Annotated in this window: 15 protein-coding genes and 3 pseudogenes; 8 read left to right on the top strand and 10 right to left on the bottom strand. The window is 51.2% G+C overall.

Annotated features, from left to right (window positions below):
* Positions 1-19: 19 nt before the first annotated feature.
* Positions 20-985, bottom strand: a complete 966-nt coding sequence (locus tag ACAF76_RS00090) for an ABC transporter ATP-binding protein (protein ID WP_400164490.1) — start codon at positions 983-985, stop codon at positions 20-22.
* A 186-nt stretch (positions 986-1,171) separates the two neighbouring features.
* Between ACAF76_RS00090 and ACAF76_RS00085 the strand changes: the two genes are divergently transcribed.
* On the top strand, positions 1,172-2,053 hold the full coding sequence (locus ACAF76_RS00085) for a LysR substrate-binding domain-containing protein (RefSeq protein ID WP_400164491.1): 882 nt from the start codon (positions 1,172-1,174) through the stop codon (positions 2,051-2,053).
* A 218-nt stretch (positions 2,054-2,271) separates the two neighbouring features.
* On the top strand, positions 2,272-2,985 hold the full coding sequence (locus tag ACAF76_RS00080; RefSeq protein ID WP_400164508.1) for a DUF421 domain-containing protein: 714 nt from the start codon (positions 2,272-2,274) through the stop codon (positions 2,983-2,985).
* A 109-nt stretch (positions 2,986-3,094) separates the two neighbouring features.
* On the opposite strand, the gene ACAF76_RS00075 is transcribed toward ACAF76_RS00080, so the two are convergent.
* On the bottom strand, positions 3,095-4,477 hold the full coding sequence (locus ACAF76_RS00075; protein WP_400164492.1) for a cell division protein ZapB: 1,383 nt from the start codon (positions 4,475-4,477) through the stop codon (positions 3,095-3,097).
* Between the two features lie 182 nt (positions 4,478-4,659).
* A complete protein-coding gene (locus ACAF76_RS00070; RefSeq protein WP_400164493.1) occupies positions 4,660-6,246 on the bottom strand; it encodes a bifunctional metallophosphatase/5'-nucleotidase in 1,587 nt (528 codons plus the stop codon).
* A gap of 190 nt (positions 6,247-6,436) precedes the next feature.
* On the opposite strand from ACAF76_RS00070, the gene ACAF76_RS00065 reads away from it, so the two are divergent.
* The 4 genes from ACAF76_RS00065 to phnE (ACAF76_RS00050) all read left to right on the top strand — a co-directional run bounded on the left by ACAF76_RS00065 (position 6,437) and on the right by phnE (ACAF76_RS00050) (position 10,049).
* Entirely contained in the window at positions 6,437-7,525 is a 1,089-nt protein-coding gene (locus tag ACAF76_RS00065) for a phosphate/phosphite/phosphonate ABC transporter substrate-binding protein (RefSeq protein ID WP_400164494.1), read from the top strand.
* Positions 7,526-7,635: 110 nt separating this feature from the next.
* Positions 7,636-8,418, top strand: a complete 783-nt coding sequence (gene phnC, locus ACAF76_RS00060; RefSeq protein ID WP_400164495.1) for a phosphonate ABC transporter ATP-binding protein — start codon at positions 7,636-7,638, stop codon at positions 8,416-8,418.
* Positions 8,411-9,226, top strand: coding sequence for a phosphonate ABC transporter, permease protein PhnE (gene phnE, locus ACAF76_RS00055; RefSeq protein ID WP_400164496.1), 816 nt, complete (start codon positions 8,411-8,413; stop codon positions 9,224-9,226). Before phnC ends, phnE (ACAF76_RS00055) begins: the two co-directional genes overlap by 8 nt.
* Positions 9,227-9,242: 16 nt before the next feature.
* Entirely contained in the window at positions 9,243-10,049 is an 807-nt protein-coding gene (gene phnE, locus ACAF76_RS00050) for a phosphonate ABC transporter, permease protein PhnE (RefSeq protein ID WP_400164497.1), read from the top strand.
* Between the two features lie 80 nt (positions 10,050-10,129).
* On the opposite strand, the gene ACAF76_RS00045 is transcribed toward phnE (ACAF76_RS00050), so the two are convergent.
* From ACAF76_RS00045 to ACAF76_RS00025, 5 genes and pseudogenes are all read right to left on the bottom strand, one after another.
* A complete protein-coding gene (locus ACAF76_RS00045) occupies positions 10,130-10,678 on the bottom strand; it encodes a DinB family protein (RefSeq protein ID WP_400164498.1) in 549 nt (182 codons plus the stop codon).
* A gap of 63 nt (positions 10,679-10,741) precedes the next feature.
* Complete coding sequence (locus ACAF76_RS00040) at positions 10,742-11,689, bottom strand: helix-turn-helix transcriptional regulator (protein WP_400164499.1); 948 nt, start codon at positions 11,687-11,689, stop codon at positions 10,742-10,744.
* A 48-nt stretch (positions 11,690-11,737) separates the two neighbouring features.
* Positions 11,738-12,118 carry a winged helix-turn-helix transcriptional regulator gene (locus ACAF76_RS00035; RefSeq protein WP_400164500.1) on the bottom strand — a complete coding sequence of 127 codons (381 nt, stop codon included), beginning with the start codon at positions 12,116-12,118 and terminating at the stop codon, positions 11,738-11,740.
* Positions 12,119-12,268: 150 nt separating this feature from the next.
* Positions 12,269-12,526 (bottom strand): annotated as a pseudogene (locus tag ACAF76_RS00030) (zinc-binding dehydrogenase); the annotation flags it as partial.
* A gap of 7 nt (positions 12,527-12,533) precedes the next feature.
* Positions 12,534-12,696 (bottom strand): annotated as a pseudogene (locus ACAF76_RS00025) (MerR family transcriptional regulator); the annotation flags it as partial.
* Between the two features lie 456 nt (positions 12,697-13,152).
* Here ACAF76_RS00025 and ACAF76_RS00020 point away from each other — a divergent pair.
* Both ACAF76_RS00020 and ACAF76_RS00015 read left to right on the top strand, forming a co-directional pair.
* On the top strand, positions 13,153-13,761 hold the full coding sequence (locus ACAF76_RS00020) for a class I SAM-dependent methyltransferase (RefSeq protein ID WP_421617356.1): 609 nt from the start codon (positions 13,153-13,155) through the stop codon (positions 13,759-13,761).
* A gap of 37 nt (positions 13,762-13,798) precedes the next feature.
* Entirely contained in the window at positions 13,799-14,983 is a 1,185-nt protein-coding gene (locus ACAF76_RS00015) for a DUF4272 domain-containing protein (RefSeq protein ID WP_400164502.1), read from the top strand.
* Positions 14,984-15,238: 255 nt separating this feature from the next.
* Here ACAF76_RS00015 and ACAF76_RS00010 read toward each other — a convergent pair whose 3' ends face one another.
* Positions 15,239-16,429, bottom strand: coding sequence for a macrolide family glycosyltransferase (locus ACAF76_RS00010; RefSeq protein WP_400164503.1), 1,191 nt, complete (start codon positions 16,427-16,429; stop codon positions 15,239-15,241).
* Between the two features lie 538 nt (positions 16,430-16,967).
* A pseudogene (locus ACAF76_RS00005) lies at positions 16,968-17,876 on the bottom strand (helix-turn-helix transcriptional regulator); the annotation flags it as partial.
* Positions 17,877-18,358 lie beyond the last annotated feature (482 nt).

The following is an 18,358-nucleotide window of genomic DNA, read 5'->3' as shown; positions in this document are numbered from 1 at the left end:
CATATGTTTACTCCTCCTTTTATGGACGTACAGAATGAATGTCATCTGGCGAAGCGTATACCGCCACATGATCGCCTGCCTGGAAACGTCGATCATGGTACGCCAGCCATATCGTTTCGTCATCGAGCCTGAGCGTAATTTCGTAGCGGTCGCCCATGTAGCTCACCCGCTCTACGACAGCGGGCCAGGTCATGTCGCCAGTCTGCTCTTTCCAGCGAAGTTTCTCGGGTCGAATCATCAGCTCGTCCGGCTTGAGCCAGTTGGACTTCCCGACGAACTTCGCCACGAACGGCTCTGTCGGTCGATTGTAGATCGTCTCCGGCGGCCCCTGCTGCAAGACTTTGCCGCCTTGCATGACCAGGATGCGATCGGACATCGACATGGCTTCCAACTGATCGTGGGTTACGTAGATCGCCGTCAATCCGCGCGACTGCACAAGCTGCAACAGCTCTGCGCGCATTTCTTCCCGCAGCAGGGCATCGAGTGCGCTCAGCGGTTCGTCGAACAAGATCAGCTTCGGCTCCACCGCAATCGCTCTGGCAAACGCGACGCGCTGTTGCTGGCCGCCGGAAAGCTGGTTGGGGTAACGCTGCTCCAGGCCATGGAGGCGCACTGCCTCGATCGCATCCATCACCCGCTCCCTCATCCCGTTGGTTTGCTTCGTCGCCTTTAAGCCAAAGGCGACATTTTCGTACACCGTCAGATGCGGCCACAGTGCGAAGTCCTGGAAGACCATCCCGAGCATTCGTTTGTGGACCGGCTTGAACACCCCTTTCTCAGCGGAAAACACGCATTCCTCATCGAGCCAAATTTCGCCGCTATCTGGCGTCTCCAAGCCGGCAATCATCCGCAGGAGCGTGGTCTTGCCGCAGCCGGACGGACCGAGCAATGTCGTAAATTCTCCGGATCGAATATGCAGATCAAGTGGCTGTAGCGCTTGCGTTGCTCCAAATGACTTGGTTACCTGCTTTACAATGAGATCCATGATCGCTTCCTTCCTGTTTTTCGAACTACGATCAGTGTACGGGAGAAGTTTTTTACGATTGTTAACCTTTCGTCTGGACTCTGTTAAATTTTCTATTACTATCTATTTGTTCTTATAGATTTTTTCTATAATCGGGGATGGATGAGCCGGTGAGGAACGAAAAGGCGTTTACGGAGGAGAGAGCAGATGAATATAACGAAGCTGGAAATTGTCATGCTTTTGGCCAAGCACAAGAAAGTATCGTCTGTTGCGGAAGTAATGGGGATCAAACAACCTACGGTGACGTTTCACATGAAAAGTCTTGAGGAACATTACGGGGTACGCTTGTTTGAGCAGCGTGGCGGCGTGATTATCCTGACGGAAGCGGGCCAGGCACTTTTGCATTACGCCTCGAAAATTACGGCTTTGTCGCAAGAGACCGAGCGCGTCTTGTTGGAGTACTGCGAGGTGGAGCGAGGAACGATTTCCATCGGCGCGAGCTATGTACCCGGAACCTATATGCTGCCTCGGGTAATCAGCCAGTTCAATCTGGAGTACCCGGGCGTGGCGGTCAAGCTGATGATCAAGCCCGCTCCTGTAATTCGGCAATTGCTGCTGGAGCATCAGCTTGATCTCGGCTTTATCTCCTCCCAGCCGTTTGATGAACCCAAACTCCACATCCGCAAAATGTGTGAAGATGAGCTGGTCGTCGTCTACTCGGCGAACCATCGCTTCGCCTCCATGAGCCGCATCGAAGCCTTTGACATTGCCCAGGAGCCTTTCATTTTCCACGGCACGAAATCCACCACCAGCGACATGACCGTACAGTGGGCTGCCGCGCACAACATGGAGCTGAACTACTGCATGGAGCTGGATTCGCTGGAGTCGATCAAGCGGGCGCTGATGATCGGAAACGGCATCTCCTTCATGTCCAGACAAGCGGTGACGGAAGAAATGAACAATGGGATACTCGCCTGTGCCCCGCTCCCGCCTCCGGAACAGGAGCGCTATATGTATGCCTGCTATCACCGGGAACGGTGGCTGTCCAAGGGGCTTCAGGAGTTTTTGCGGATGGCGGAGGAAATGTGATACGCGATCGGATGCGTAATCTACGAGCGTTCCGGCAATCCCTCAGCCCGCCGCTTTTGCATGATGTACTTCCTATTCGGGATTCTCTGTATTCCGACGAATCGAACGGATCGTTCCCAGCCAGGCGAACTTCGGTGGTTATTGAGTAGTCGCGCAGAAATTGGGTTATATTGTAAACGCAGGCGTGAATCGATAGACAGGCAGGTGTGGTGGGCATGGTGGACATACTCAAAGATGCGCTGATGGTGGCGGGAAGAATCGTGACCATCTTCCCCCTCATGCTGGTAATCGGACTGTTCATGGGCAGGCGGTCGATCGGCGAACTTCCCGTGTTCGACTTTCTCATCATTATCGCCCTGGGTGCCGTCGTCGGCGCCGATATCGCCGATCCAAACATCGAGCATATCCATACGGCTGTGGCGATCGTGCTCATCGGCCTGTTGCAGCGCGGGGTTTCCGTATTGACGATCAAATACCGGAAATTCGGTCAGCTCATTACCTTTGAACCAACGGTCGTCGTGTATAAAGGCAGTCTGCTGGTGAACAATCTCAAGAAACTGCGATACTCCGTCGACAACATTTCCCAGATGCTGCGCGAAAAGGATATTTTCCATATCAGCGACGTCGAATTCGCCATTCTCGAAGCCAACGGCAAACTGACCGTCTATAAAAAAGGAGCGAAAGCGGTACCGACTCGCGAGGATTTGGGACTTGTCCAGCAGCACAGCGATCTGTCCTATCCGTTGATTGTAGAAGGGACCGTTTACAAAAAAACACTGGCTTACATCAAAAAAGATGAAATATGGCTGGAGTCGCAGCTTCAAGCGAAAGGGCTTCAGCAAGAAGACATCTTTTACGCGACTGTGGATGACAATGGCGAGATTTACGTTTCCGAGCAAACGACCGGAAATCCTCCGCCGATCCGGCATTAGCATCGCCACACAGCATCTGATAGCAACCAATCCATAATAAAGCCGTCCTCGACAAGAGAGGACGACTTCGTTCAAACACAACCCGAGGCAGAGTGTTGCAAACTGCGCTTTAAAAAAATCTCTTTTTGAACTGGGCGAAGTTATTTTCCGCAGAGCGGACGTCGCTCGGTGTCTTGGAGATGGGATGCGGATAACGATCGTCACCCTTGATTTTGATCTTGTAATGCTTCCCTTCCTCACTCAGTTCGAAGCCGAGCTTGACGAGTTCCCGCTTTCCTTGGCTGGACAGGCCACCCGACTCTGTCAGCACGTTTTTCATCTGGCTCAAAAACGCTTCCTTGTTCGTGGTTCTCTCATTGGCATCGAGAATGGATTCCAGCATATTTCGAATGCGTATGGAACAGCTTCCGCTTCGGAGTTTCTCCTCAATGATTTCAAGGATCAGCTCCGCCTGCTCGTTGGCGAAAAGCTCTGCTTCTGCACCTTTGAAGATCAACGGCTTCTGCTCGTCCAAATCGCTCGAAAACAACATCTGCTGCCGTTCCCGCAAATAATAGTTTTCAGCCTCAAGACTTCTGACCTGTTCCTGCAGTGCCTGGTTTTCCTGCATTGCGTATTCGATCAATTCCGTGTTTTCGGCTTCGCCTTCGCGATACTGGTCGATCGCCCGTTGATATTTCAGGTGTTGAACATAAGACCAGCGGCATTCGTCAGGCGTTTTCCGAGTATTTAAAATCGTTTTGACGTAGTTTTGGATTTTTACGCTGATCGTTTCATCGGTGTCTTGCAAGGCAAACCTTTTGAACTTGTGGTTTTGCCAATAGATGCCGATCGAACCGTTGTACGCATTTTTCCCGTCCGTCAGCTCCCGCAGCATCGGAGAAACCTTCGTATCCAACTCGAAATACACATGCGCCAATCCCGCCAGTTTCTGAGCCAGCCTCCTGGGATCCGTCAGGTATGTACCCCCAAAAAACGGTTTGCTTACATAAATAACCGGCATGAAATTCCGCTTCTCGCAGTTGATCAGCGCGGCAAGCTCTGCGGCGTTTTCTTCCGTTACCTCTTTTGGCTCCGCATCGATGCGAATGCCGTCGTCAAACATCGGGCCTGTTTCCCGAATGAGCAGATTGACGATGTACGGGGTCAACGGGATCTGCGAATACGTCGAAATATTGAAATGCGAGCGCGACGAAACAATGGCTACCTTGAAATCATCTGCTGTTTTCAGTCCGACGACATCTGTGCGCCACTCTCCGTCATCGTCTTTTCGGATATGGCGCACGCCGCAGTATACGCCCTCACTTCTCGTCACATGGACGAATTCCATAACTTCCTGGTCGCTCTCATACTTCAACCCGTTCTGAATAGGCTGATCATCGAATGCCAACGTAGTATGCGGACTGCGTTGCTGCCATATCCGGCAAATATTCAGAAAGTGCTCAACCGAGGTGTCCTGTGGAAGTGGAAGTACCGTATTGAATCCAATCATGTTGTCTCCTCCCTACTTCCTCCACTATAACACGCCCTATTTCGTAAATGGAGCCACTTGCTGTTCATCTCTGCATTATTTTTTTCACTATTTGATTATTGTGCGGATAGACACAAGCAAGGGCATCCCATCCCGGAATGCCCCTATGCCACCGCACACAGCCGATTTGCAGTTACAGACAGTCACTTCCTTCCATTCACTACCCGCCAATTGCCGTTCACAGTCGCTTCAATATGTACTCGCTTCTGGATGTAGTCGGCCAGCAACTCTACCATGTCCGTATTGATGTCCTTTACGACCTGTTTTCCCTGGAACATCGTATAGTTTCCTCCGCCACCCGCACGGTAGTTATTCATCACCACGTCAAACATGTCATCCTCAACCAGAGGCTGCCCCTGCCGCTCCAGCTTTACTACCCGATGTCCGATCGGCTGCGAGATGTCCAACACGTATTCGATCCCTTCCCACATGTCGTAGTTGTAATGCTGCGGCTTTGGCGAAAGGTATGCCTCGCTCACCACAATCTCGCCCTGTTCATCACGCTCAAAGTATTCGGCAGACTTCTCCAGTGCGTCGCGTATATCCCGGCCCGAGATGCGGATGACCTTTAGCGTATTGGGATACACGTAATTGGACACGATGTCACGCATCGTAATCTGCCTGCCAAAGCCGGGTGCTGCATTGTCGAACAGAGCAGTATTGGAGATGTGTGCCCCGGATTCGTCCATTTGCACGCGATTGATAAACTCGATCAGCGGATGCTCACGGAGCCGGACGTCCGCATGCGAGGAAATCAGCATGTCTCCCTCCACGAAGCCGATCGGCTGGTCGAGCCACGCTTGTGTCAGCTCCTCCACATCGCGGACGATCCGCACTATCTCTTCATCTGCCTTGTAGTCAGCCGCAGCAATCAACTCCGCTTGACTATTCGCTACCGTCCAGCCATTCGCGCCACTTTCGAGCTGCAGCGTGACTTTGCCCAAGAATCTTCCTTCATTTGCAGGCTGAACCACGCAGACGCCGTTTACGTTACTGGCGATGGCACGATGCTGATGACCGGTCAGCAGCACGTCGATTCCGTCCACTTGTTCGCAGAGCAGATACCCGACGTTCTCGCCAGTCAACGGCTCCGTCGGCACTCCCGTCTCCAGATCGCGTTCAAAACCGCCGTGGTAGGAAACGACGACAACATCGACACGTTCTTCGTCCTTCATCATGCGAACCCATTTTTGCGCCGCCTCCACCGGATCGTCAAAGCGGATTCCCGCGATATGCGCTGGCTGCTCCCAATTGGGGATGTAGGCTGTCGTAAGCCCAAGCACTCCGATTCGGACTCCATTTTCCAGCTCCCGGACGATATACGGTTTTCCGAACATGGGCTGTCCGGTAGAAGCATCCACCGTGTTTGCCGACAACCAGGGAAAACGGGATTCTTTCATGGCGCTTCGCAAATACGGAAGACCGTAGTTGAATTCGTGGTTACCGAGAACGGCTGCATCGTAACGAAGCTCATTCAAGCAGGCGATAACCGGATTGGCCGGCTCGTGATTCACCTTGGCATGGTAATACGTCAGAGGGGTACCTTGCAAACAATCGCCGTTATCGATCAACACAATATGGGAATGAATGTTGCGCATCTTTCTTACGATACTTGCAATACGGGCGAGTCCGTGTTCGACTTCGTCCCGGGTTGAGTAGCTGCGGGGCAGTAAAAATCCGTGAAGGTCGCTCGTTTCCAGGAGAACCACTTCACACTGTTTGGTTGGCATCCGATCGCACCCTTTCATCGTGGAGTACAAATGATTGAGTATTCTATCACACAAAATGCAAATATTTACAATCGCGAGCAATCATTTACATACGTTTTACATTTATTGACGAGAAATTAAACATGTCTTGTGTACGATGGGGTTATTGAAAGAGAAAAAGTATTTCATTAAAGATGACGGAGGTTTTCTTGTGAAGAAAAAGTTTATGCCGCTTTTGGCAGCGGTGCTTTCCATCGGATTGGCCACAGGTTGTGGCACAAACAATGCTGGCACGGGTACGACCCAACCCCCGGCGCAGACAGGTACGCCCACAGAAACGACTACGACAGATTCGAACAAACAAATTGACGTTTTGAAAGTCAGCTTCGTCCCTTCCAAAGACCCTGACCAAATCATTACGACCACGGAACCTCTGAAGGAATTGCTGAAGAACCAACTGGCCAAGCAAGGCTATACGGTAGGCAGCGTCACGATTGACGTCGGTACGACGTACGAAGCAGTCGGCGAAGCGCTCAGCGCAGGCACGACTGACGTCGGTCTGATCCCGGGCGGTACGTATGTACTGTACGACGACGGCGCGGAAGTCATCCTGACCTCGACTCGAAAAGCGCTGTCCAACGATTCGGATAACCCGAAAGATTGGAATGACAACAAGCCGACCACCGGATTGGACAACGAGCAAGCGAGCTACTACCGCTCATTGTTCATCGCTGGTCCTTCACAAAAAGGCCAGGAGCTGGCTGCAAAAGTAAACAACGGCGAAGCACTGACATGGGAAGATCTGAACAGCGCCAGATGGGCTGTGATGTCTACTTCCTCCTCCGCCGGCTATATTTACCCTACGCTCTGGCTGCGGGAAAACTACGGCAAAGGCTTGACTGACCTCGCGCAAGTCACGCAATCGGATTCCTACGGCAGTTCGTTTGCACGCCTTGCCGCAGAACAAGTCGACGTCCTCGTCGCTTTTGCGGACGCACGACGCGATAACGAAGAGAAATGGATGAGTGAATTCGGCGGTAAAGCCTCGATCTGGGAGCAAACGAACGTAATTGGCGTCACCCAGCCCATCTACAACGATACGGTCAGCGTAAGCAAAAACTCGCCGGTCATGTCGGATGACCTGAAGAAAGCTCTCCAGGAAGCATTCATCGCGATCGCAGAAACCGACGAAGGCAAGGAAGTAATCGCGATCTACTCCCACGAAGGATACAAGGTCGCCCAGCCAGCCGATTACGACGGCGAGCGCCAAGCGCAGGAATTGATCCGCAGCATGAAATAAATACAGTGAAATAGTGCTTGCATGAAATGAAAGCGGAGTGAGAACATCATGGATTTCATGGTGTTCTCTTTTTACTACTCCCCAAATACGACCAAAGGATGAATACCCCCATGATCCAGTTTATCAATGTGGTGAAAAAGTACCCGAATGGCACCACTGCCCTGAACAACATCAACTTGCGTATCGAGCGAGGCGAATTCGTCGCCGTGATCGGGCTATCGGGAGCTGGCAAATCGACGCTGATTCGATGCATCAACCGCATGCACGACATTTCGGGTGGAAAAATCATCGTGGATCGAGTGGATGTGTCCAAACTCAAGGGGCAGCATATTCGCAAATTCCGCCGCAAAATCGGGATGATTTTCCAATCATTCAATTTGGTTACCCGCACGACGGTCATCAATAATGTGCTGGTCTCCTTCGTTCCCGACCTTCCGATGTGGCGAAAGATAATCGGCATCTTTACAAAAGAGCAAAAAATCAAGGCACTCGAGGCGCTGGACAAAGTAGGCATCCTGGACAAAGCGTTCGTTCGTGTCGACCAGTTGTCTGGCGGTCAACAGCAGCGCGTCGCGTTGGCGCGCACACTCGCGCAAAATCCGGACATCATCCTGGCCGACGAGCCGATCGCCTCTCTGGACCCTGTCACCGCGCGGATTGTCATGGACGATTTCAAGAAAATTAACAAGGAGATGAACATCTCCGTCATTATGAATATTCACCACGTCGAGATCGCCCTGGAATATGCGGACCGCATCATCGGCATCCGCAAAGGCGAGGTCGTATTCGACGGCGAGACCTCCAAGGTGACGCAAGAAATTTTGCAAGACATTTACGGCGGGAAATGGGACGTGGAAAAAGAAGCAATCGAGGAGCAGGCCGCCTATGTATGACAAGCTGTTCCCTCCGAAAAAAATTGCGCTTGCCAATGGGAAGATTGTTTTTCAAAAGCGCTCGCGCGTGCCGCTCATCGTTCTTCTCCTGGTGGTCTGCACAGTCGTTTCCGCACGATTTACGGGATTCAACTTTTCGCTTCTCGTTGCCAGAATCCATGAGTTTTTTACGATTATTCGCGCGATGATTCCACCGGATTGGGCGAGTATGCCTGAGATATGGCCGCCATTGCTTGATACGATCAAGATGTCGCTGCTCGGCTCGCTGCTCGGTTCGCTGCTTGCGCTGCCAGTCGCGGTAGCAGCATCCTCCAATATTTTGCAAGCAAAGCTGCTGGTGGTCGTCAGCAAAACGGTGCTTAGTCTGCTTCGCACATTGCCGACGCTCGTCACCGCGTTAATCGCGACGTTTGTCTTCGGACTCGGACCGATGGCAGGGACGGTGGCGATCATGCTGTTTACGATCTCCTATGTAGGCAAGCTGCTGTATGAGCAGATCGAAAATGTGGATATGGGTGCCTTTGAGGCGATGGAATCGCTCGGCATGACGAGAATTCAAGCATTTCGCTTTGCAATCATTCCGCAGGTGCTGCCGGGGTACATCTCCACGTCCCTTTATTGTTTTGAAGGAAATGTCCGGTATGCAGCCATTCTCGGATACGTCGGGGCAGGAGGCATCGGCCTGCTCATCAATGAAGGACTCGGCTGGCGCGATTACTCGGCTGTCGGCATGATCATTATCGTGCTCATCCTGGCTGTCTACTTGATCGAGAGGGTCAGCGAACATTTCCGCAAAAAGCTCATCTAAGGGAGACGTTGCGCTTATGAATCACTTGGAAAAACAACTTATGGCGGCACCGCGAAGACAGCTTTACTTCACAACCATCGCAGTGATTGTCAGTGTCTTGTTCCTGTGGTCGTTGACGGCGGTCAATCTCAACAATATCAACGAGAGCGGGCTGGCGATTGCGAAAAACATTCTGTATGGGCTTACCCATCCGGATACGGAGCTGCTGTTCAGCGTATCGAAGCAAAGCGTCCTGTATTTATTGGTTGAGACGTTGGCGATCGCGTTTTTGGGGACGCTGGTCGGGGCCGTCCTGGCCGTGCCGCTCGCTTTTCTGGCAGCATCGAACATCGTATCCAAGCCCGTATCATGGCTGACGCGGCTGCTCCTCATCATCATCCGCACCATTCCCGCGCTTGTATATGGCTTGATGTTTATCCGGGTAACCGGTCCAGGGGCGTTCGCAGGTGTGCTGACAGTCGGATTGACCTCAATCGGAATGCTCGCCAAGCTCTACGTGGACGCCATCGAGGAACTCGACAAGGGCGTGCTGGAGTCGATGACGTCGATCGGTTGCAGCACCTTCGAGAAAATCCGATTCGGGATCGTGCCGCAGCTCATCTCCATGTTTTTATCCGTCATTATTTATCGCTTTGACATGAACATGCGCGAGGCTTCGATTCTGGGGCTGGTCGGCGCCGGCGGCATCGGTGCCCCTCTCATCTTCGCCATGCGAAGCTACAAATGGGATCAGGTAGGATCGATCCTGATCGGGCTGGTCGTGCTCATTCTCATCATTGAATTTTTCTCCAACAAGCTGCGTGCAAAGCTGGTCAGAGAGTAGCACCCAGGCACGGAACGGTACTGCCAATCTACGGTGAACGAAAAAAGGAGCCGCCGCGGCAAGCTCCTTTTGCAGATCAATTATTGCACAGAGTGCTGGTTCAGCGCTCGTTTCAAACGGTCCAGCTGTGTCAGATGATGACGGTAATGCATTTCGACTAGCAAGAACCACTCCTCCGCGCACAGTCCTCCGAAACTTGGATGATTGACTGTACAATGCTTTGACGCTTGGCCGAGTACAGGTTCAATTTCTTTCATTCTTTGCATCACCGCACGCAAGCCATCGATTAGCTGCTCTTTGCTTTCCGGTTGTTCCGGCGTATAGTGGGGGGAAGGCGGAACTTGAATTCGAATGGGCGGAAAACTCCCTTGGGAAAATACAGCCGAACCCATCTCCGTTTTTTCCTCCCTGCGTCCTGGGCCATCCTGGGGCGGCATCAGAAGTTGATCAATATTGCGAATCTGCATAAAGAGCGCCGAGTTTATGAGATGTTGAAACATCTGGCCAATGGACCAATCCTGATCGTTTGGTTTCTGCTGCAACTGCTCCAGGCTGAATTGATCCAGTTCACGAAGATAATAGCCTGCCGTTTCCTCAAATCGTTGCAATGCCTCTTTGGTTGTACCCATCGTTTATCAGCTCCATCTGTATCTTTTCCCCAAGTATACGAAAACGCTACTGACACCGTTATGTCAGTAGCGTTTTAACATTTTTTCCAACTCCATTTTGACCCGATGCCGGAAGGATTCCGGTTCCAGCACGACTGCTCCCCCGCCCAATCCGAGCACCCAATGGAGCAATTCTTCAGGCTGGCGAACGCGGAAGGTCACATGCAACCCATCCGCATGCTCCTCCATCGTTTCGGTATAGAAGTTGCTGGACTCTTTTACCTTATCGGCAATATCAGACTGAACCAGGACCTTTACACGTACGTTACGATCATCCGGGGGCTGATACTCATCTAAAAGGAATGTTTTTGGCTTCTCAAATCGGTCTTCCAGATCGATTAGCTCCATCATCCGGGACAAGCGGAAATGACGGATGCTTTGGCGCAGTTCGCACCATCCGATGAGTACCCATGCACCTTGAACGATCACCAGTCCATAAGGTGCGACTGTACGGATGCTTTGACGGTTCCCATTCGTTTCGGCGATACTTTTGGAATAACGGAATCGTATTTTTCTCTCTTCCAGTATCGCTCGTCGAATCACCTCTACGTACGCCCTTTCTTGTATTCGCGCTGCATCTTTGGCGGATGCAATGAAACGAAAGCTTTTGCGAATACGGGATGCCTCGCTGCGAACGGTTTCCGGCAGGATAGCTTCAATCTTCCCTCTTGAGGTCCGAGATTTGCCGCCATAACGGGTATCGAACCATTGCTCGACAAACTCGGTCCCGATGAGCAAGGTCACCGCTTCTTCCACGGTGAAACTGACTGGCGGCAGGAAATACCCCTCCATCAAGGAATATCCCTGCCCTGGCGCGCCGATTATGGATACGCCGGCTTCGCTCAAAGCCTGTATATCCCTGTAAATGGTTCGTACGCTTGTTTCAAAAGTAGCTGCCAAATCCTCTGCCCGAACCACTTTATACCGCTGCAATTCGAGAACGATGGCAAGCAAGCGATCCGTTTTGTTCATGTGCCTAGCCCCCCTTCTCGGACAGATTGCAACTGCCAAAGGAACGATCTAGTCCTTTTCGTCCGCTGTTGAAACGGATGAAGGTACCCCCATCTTCTTGTAAGCCTCTCCCCAATCCCTCATCGCCGTAATTATCGGGATTAATGTTCGCCCAAATTCCGTCAGTGAATACTCCACTTTGGGCGGAACCTGCTTGTAAACCTCACGATGGACGATGCCATCCTCCTCCAACTCTCTAAGCTGCAATGTAAGCATTCGCTGGGTAATCGAAGGACATATTCTGCGAAACTCGTTAAAACGCTTCGGGCCATCCATTATATGATAGAGCAGCACACCTTTCCATTTTCCACCGATGACATCCAGTGTGAATTCCACTGGACAGCCTTCGTCATTCGGACAAAAGCCGTACCCGCTTTTTCGGTCCCGCATGTACATTCAGCTCCTTCCTCCGATTCAGGTAATACTACTATACTACTTCACAGCTCTGTCATGGCAAAAAGGAGACCCTTCTTCAAGAGAATGTCTCCTTGCAAAATCCAATTTGTTTTTGACCAGATGCAACGGCCTGTTACACACTTTTTAAAACCCTTCTACGACCACTTTTCCGACGGTCCGGCCAGTTTCTAGCAGGGCGTGCGCCTTGCGCACGTTTCCAGCATTGATTGGCGACAGCACTACATTCGTTGTAGTCCGAATCTTCCCTTCATCAACGAGGCGCGATACTTCATTCAACAGCTTATGCTGCTCGATCATATCCGGGGTTTGGAACATGGAGCGAGTAAACATCAGCTCCCATACGAATGTAACACTTTTGTCCTTCAGCAGTGTCAGGTTCAGCAGTGTTTAGGACAGACTTGACCTCCTCCAGAGACAAGCCCATTTCCTTGAGCGATACAATCTGCTGCAAGCGCGACAGGTCGGATTCATCGTACAGCCTGTGACCGGACTGCGTGTGTCCGGATGACGTGAACAAGCCGATTTGATCGTAAAAATCGCAAGGTTCGCATGGTGAGTCCTGTTACCTTGGTTCGGTTTTGACGATGCACGATTGTTCTTCCACGGCTCGTACGTCAAGACTATTGCGCTCCATTATGCGCATGGTATGATTAAAACGATCCACAATTGGGATTCGTTGCCAATGCAGGCCATTATATGGATCGGCGATATTCAAAAGGGAGAGGCGCATAAAATCGTGAATAAAACGATGAGATGTAAGCTCTGCGGTAATTGCCCGGTGCAGTTGCATAAACTGGTAACCGGCTTCACCGGGCCAAAGTAGCGGGGTTATCAGGCAACTGCACCGCTCGAATTTTGCAAAGTTCCAAAATCGAGAGGGGCAAGCGGAGGAGGCGAAAAGCTTCCTGGGCTGGGATTTCTCCTATCTCGCCGGGCGAATGGAGGAACAGGAGCTTCCGTGGGATTATAAGGCAAGCGTAAAGTCCCGAATGGGCGGCGACTCGGTCATGCTGGATATGGGCACGGGAGGCGGCGAGTTTCTGCTGTCTCTTTCGCCGCCCCCGGGCAAGACATACGCGACGGAAAGCTACCCGCCCAACTACGAACTGTGTCGGGCGAAACTGCCCGCTTACGGCATCGAAGTCAAATTGGTAAAGGACGATGAAGCATTGCCGTTTGAAGACGGCTGTTTCGATCTGGTAATCAACCGGCACGAATCATTTTCCGCCCGCGAGGTATGCCGCATCCTCAAGCCGGGTGGCGTATTCGTCACCCAGCAGGTCGGCGGAATGAACAATCGGGAGCTGTCGCGGTTTTTGCTGGGCGAGGGAGCGATGACGACTCCGGCGGATATCAATTTGGCGCAAGCTACAGGCGAGCTGGAAGCGGCAGGGTTTGAGGTGCTGGAGCGGCAGGAATGCTTTCCGGAGCTGCATTTTACAGATGTCGGTGCGCTCGTCTATTTCGCCAAAATTATCGAATGGGAATTCGCCGGTTTTTCCGTGGACCGCTGCTTTGAACGGCTGCTTGATCTGCACCAAACCGCAGCGCGGGACGGATACATCGCGAGCCGTGAGCATCGTTTTTTTATTTTAGCGCGCAAACCGTTTATGTGATAAACGAAACCGCCGCTTTACAAGGGGAGGAAGCATTTTGCCTTATTTTACGATTTTTGCATCCCGAAACGATATTCGCGATATCGGTGGGCTGATTCACGAGGTTTTTGGGGACGGCTTTACAGTAAGCGGCGGAGGTCCAAACGAAACAGAGTTCTCGGCTCAACCGAAAGGCTGGTTTAAAACCAACACAATCACGATTCGTGTGGCCTCCGAGGATACCAATCCGGATTATTTCGATAACAACATTCCGGGAATGATGGGATTTTACGACAGCATACCGTTTGAAGACGAGGATTTGAAACGCCGCGTGCTGCTCCAAATATCCGTGATCAATACGATGCTGGCGATCGAAACCGAAAAAGAGTACGGCCAAGAGTATCTGGAACATTTCGTGAAGTTGACCGGAAAGGTGGACGGCATCGGTTTTATGCCCAACGGCACGCTGCTGGACCGGGACGGACGGGTGATCGTGTATCCAAACGGCAGCTCCGATGCCGCGGATTTCAGTCCGCGAGCCTGCACGCGAAAGATCCGGGGCGAAGACTGCTCAACTCCAGAAGGGGCGGAAAGAAAACAAAAAAATCTGGCTTACTTGAGTGAAAAGCAAATCCCGTATTTGGAGCACTTGCCCGAACTTCCTCCGCTAAGCGAACTGAAGGTCAGGTCCCGGGAGGAGATCGCACGCCGGGCGGTCGCCCTGCTGATCGTGATCCAATACGCGTGCGACGTCGCCCAGGAGGAGGATTTGGCGGAGTCAAAAGCTTTTGTGACCGGGCTGCTGGATAAATTCGGAGTGGCCGATGCATTGACCGACGATGAGCGGGATTTGTTGGAGCAAGCGAAACCCACCCGTCAGGCAGCCATCAATCTGACCTGGCAGTACGAGGCCTATTGGGCGCTCCTTTGGGCACTTGGGACGGTGGATTCGCTCGATTTTCCGGATCATACATGCTACTGCGGTTTCGCCATTCAGGCAGTTTCCAGCTGCGACAGCTTCGGCGAGTTTTTGGAGCGGACGTCGCTGCGCCGACCGGAAGACATTTTGGACGAAGCCGACAAAATCTACCGCCTGCACTGGGCTTGCGTCAACGACCGGATTCAAGGCAGGGAGCCTGCAGGCGGTCTGATCGAAAGCGTCGTGATGGAGCGCCGCCGAGGCCTGTTCTGGATGATCGGCCACCGTGACGAGGCGTGGGACGACATTAGCATGGATACTTGATGCTGTTGAATGTATGGTAGATGGCAGCGTTCCAAAAAGTACAGGCTATGTGATGAAAAGATACTTAACTTAGTTGGATTTGCTTGACCTGCCCTTGAGGCAGGTCTTTGTTCATAACGGACCATATGAAAAACGGCGCTGCACGTTGCCGATACTGCACCTTTTTCGGCTCAAACTAGAAATCGGCTGGGGTTGCTAAGAAGACCACACGTCGCCAATACCGAGTCTGGGGCTGCTAGCAGTAATGTTGGGTGCTCAGCGAAGACGCTTATACGCGAAAATCTCCTCGACAGCACGATGATATCCACCTGCCTCCCTGAACGATTCGCCAACCTCCTGACATGCCCTGCGCATGGAAGCGTCATGCAGCACATAATCTGCTGCTTCTCTGAGTTTTTCGGCGGTCAAGCCTTCCCGATTGAGCTGGACGCCTGCCCCGATCTCAGCTACACGTCTCGCCACAATCGGTTGGTCGGAGCCCAGGGGAAGTACGATCAACGGCACGCCATAGTATAGACCTTCGCTGGCGCTGTTCATGCCTCCATGCGTGATAAACAAATTGGCGCGTTGCAGCACCTCAAGCTGCGGCACGTAGGGACGAACGATGACATTCGCGGGAATGTCGCCCAGCTCCGCGATCTGCGTTTGTTCCCCGATCGACAGAATCACCGTATACGTCGTGTCGGCGAACGCGGCAATACAGAGCTTGTAAAAGTCCGCCGCCTGGTTGAACACCGTGCCGAGCGAGATGTAAATCAGTTGGTCGGTGTCCACATTGGAAAAATCAAATGCTTCGTGCGAGCGTGGCGCGATAGACGGCCCGACAAACTTGTACGTATCGTCGAAGCTGTCTGCGTCCGGTTGGAAATGTCTCGACGTGTAGACGATGCTCAATGGAGCGGGATTGCAAAATACGTCGTAGGCAGAGCCTGCCTGCACTTGATAGGTCGCTTGTACGTGATCGACTATCTGTTGGAACTCCTCGCGTGCGCGCGCATCCTCGTCTGCACTCACACCGCGCGAGAGGGACTCGCGCATACTGGCAAAGATGCCTGGGTGCATGGCAAAGCTGGTCCACGAGTTGATCGCCGGCAGGTCGAGCATCTGTGCCAGCAAACGCCCGCAGCCAAACATCGCGTCATGTACCATGTAGTCAAAGCGCTCTCCCTTCGTTTGCTCGAGGACGCTGGGTATGACGATGTCGGCAGTTCGCAGCAGTCCCCCGGCGCGCCCCCAAAAACTGCGCCCCCCGGCAAGGAACGCCTCCACGAATTTGTTGACATCAAACGTGATCACCTCGGCACCCGTCGACTCCACCCGCTCGCGGTACTGATCCGCCGCAAAATAAACCACCTCTTCGCCACGACGGACCAGTTCTTGCACCACACCGAGAGTGGGATTGAGATGTCCTTCGGAGCCGGCGTTGACAAACAAAACTCTGGCCATGTTTTCACCTCCTATCGGTTTGTCAATTTGTTGTTATTATGTACGGCAAAACCGCTCCCGTCAAAGTGAGATTGGATAAGAGGTTAGGCTCTCCCGGCAATTTCCGGGCAACAAACCAGGGCTGACTCCCGACATTCTTTTGGAATCCGGATGTTTTTTCGTCCGTTTCTGGTACTATGTATCCAAGGATAACCAATTTCTCTGCTGCAATTCTATCCATCCTGGAGGTAATCATGGTATATACGGCTTTGCTTCGTGGAATCAATGTCGGCGGAAACAACAAAGTGGATATGAAACTGCTTAAAACATCTTTCGAGCAAGTCGGTATGGAAAACGTCGTCACGTATATCAACTCGGGCAATATCGTTTTTACAACTGCCAACCACTCCAAACATGAAATCGCGCCTATTCTCGAGCAAGCGATTCTCGATACGTTCGGATTGCAAATCAAGGTGCTGATACGCAGTCTGGAAGACATGAAAAACGTCATGTCCGCACTGCCCGAATCATGGAAAAACGACGGCGACATGAAAAGTGTCAAACCTTTTGGTTCCATTACTTGAATAGATTTACCATACGGCAAAAGTAAATACGGTACATACGTATAAATCGAGTTTTCTTCCAGTAGAAATATTGCATTCTGTAAAGTCCGTTCTTTCAAGTGATGTGCTAAAAACCAATGCTGGCATAAGTTATCCAAAGCACTTGTCTTGCCCGCAAGGACTAAAGGGACAAGTCCATTTTGATCACCTACTTCCGGAAATAGGCTTTTCATAAAAAATTCTCCTGCCGAAAAATGTTTCGGACGATGGAAGGGATTTTCTGTTTGAATCAAACTGGTAATTCTCCCCGCCCTGAAACTGCGGATTTCATTCCTTAGATGACAGTATGCAATGACATACCAGTTATGATTCCAATAAATGATGCCATAGGGATCAATCATTCTACGCTTGAGTTGCGCTTCATGGCCTGTATGGTAATCGATTTCCACAGAAACTTCGTTTACTATACTTTGCTCCAATTCCTTCAAGATTGGCTCCACAGGTGATTTTCCAATTGGGTTTAGCACTTCGAGCCCTTCTACATGTTGCTTAATCATTCTGTCCTGCTCTTGATTTGAATACATTTTCAGTTTTGACGTTGCACTGTCTAGTGCCTTCCCCCCAAAATACCCTGCTCCTTTTGCAAACAAGGCAGCATGAAGTAATGCTGTTTTCTCATCAACCTCAAAAAGAAGGGGAGTTTCAATAAAATGATTCACCAGAGTATATCCCCCGTTATGACCTGTTTCAGATATAATCGGTACACCACTGGCCGAAAGTGCATCAATATAACGGTAAACAGTCCGAATATTGATTTCTAACTTTTCAGATATTTGTTTTGCGGTAATTTTTCTGCCGGATTTCAACATCCATAGAATCGCCATCATATTATCAATTTTAGACATTAATACTTACCTCATTATTCTGTTTTATACGAACGTGTTTAATAACAATAAACTCATTTTGCTTTACACTTTTCGCATTAATTCGTCTTTATACTAATATACATCAGGTTAGTTAGTAATAGTCTCTCCTTTTGTGTTCGCATGACGAATTCCTTTGATCGCACATATTGATTTATGGAATCGCATGGCTAACGAGCCTATTATGCCCCCCTCCATGTAAAGCCTTTGATGTAACTCTTACATGCCCGATTCTCATTCAAACGAAATGAAACAGCCAGTCACCGATATATTCTCGGCAACTGGCTGCTTCAATAGATAAGTGTTCTGGTTCCTGACCTGCGTACGTAAGTCAGTCCAGTCTTTTTGATCAGGAACAAGGTTCCTTTTACTTTTTGGTTGCTGCTTCAATGTGAATGTCAACCAAAATGTTGACCACAGTGCTCATCAAAAAATTGACCACCATGGCAAAAATCAATCCACCC

Origin of the sequence: Brevibacillus sp. TJ4 (assembly GCF_044627595.2) — a bacterium.
Lineage (GTDB): Bacteria > Bacillota > Bacilli > Brevibacillales > Brevibacillaceae > Brevibacillus.
This window is presented reverse-complemented; position numbering and strand designations above follow the sequence as displayed.

Bases quoted from the DNA above. Each gene is read 5' to 3' on its own strand.
- ACAF76_RS00090 (WP_400164490.1), bottom strand. From the start codon at position 985: ATGGATCTCATTGTAAAGCAGGTAACCAAGTCATTTGGAGCAACGCAA.
- ACAF76_RS00085 (WP_400164491.1), top strand. From the start codon at position 1,172: ATGAATATAACGAAGCTGGAAATTGTCATGCTTTTGGCCAAGCACAAG.
- ACAF76_RS00075 (WP_400164492.1), bottom strand. From the start codon at position 4,477: ATGATTGGATTCAATACGGTACTTCCACTTCCACAGGACACCTCGGTT.
- ACAF76_RS00070 (WP_400164493.1), bottom strand. From the start codon at position 6,246: ATGCCAACCAAACAGTGTGAAGTGGTTCTCCTGGAAACGAGCGACCTT.
- phnC (WP_400164495.1), top strand. From the start codon at position 7,636: ATGATCCAGTTTATCAATGTGGTGAAAAAGTACCCGAATGGCACCACT.
- phnE (WP_400164496.1), top strand. From the start codon at position 8,411: ATGTATGACAAGCTGTTCCCTCCGAAAAAAATTGCGCTTGCCAATGGG.
- phnE (WP_400164497.1), top strand. From the start codon at position 9,243: ATGAATCACTTGGAAAAACAACTTATGGCGGCACCGCGAAGACAGCTT.
- ACAF76_RS00045 (WP_400164498.1), bottom strand. From the start codon at position 10,678: ATGGGTACAACCAAAGAGGCATTGCAACGATTTGAGGAAACGGCAGGC.
- ACAF76_RS00040 (WP_400164499.1), bottom strand. From the start codon at position 11,689: ATGAACAAAACGGATCGCTTGCTTGCCATCGTTCTCGAATTGCAGCGG.
- ACAF76_RS00035 (WP_400164500.1), bottom strand. From the start codon at position 12,118: ATGCGGGACCGAAAAAGCGGGTACGGCTTTTGTCCGAATGACGAAGGC.
- ACAF76_RS00020 (WP_421617356.1), top strand. From the start codon at position 13,153: ATGCTGGATATGGGCACGGGAGGCGGCGAGTTTCTGCTGTCTCTTTCG.
- ACAF76_RS00010 (WP_400164503.1), bottom strand. From the start codon at position 16,429: ATGGCCAGAGTTTTGTTTGTCAACGCCGGCTCCGAAGGACATCTCAAT.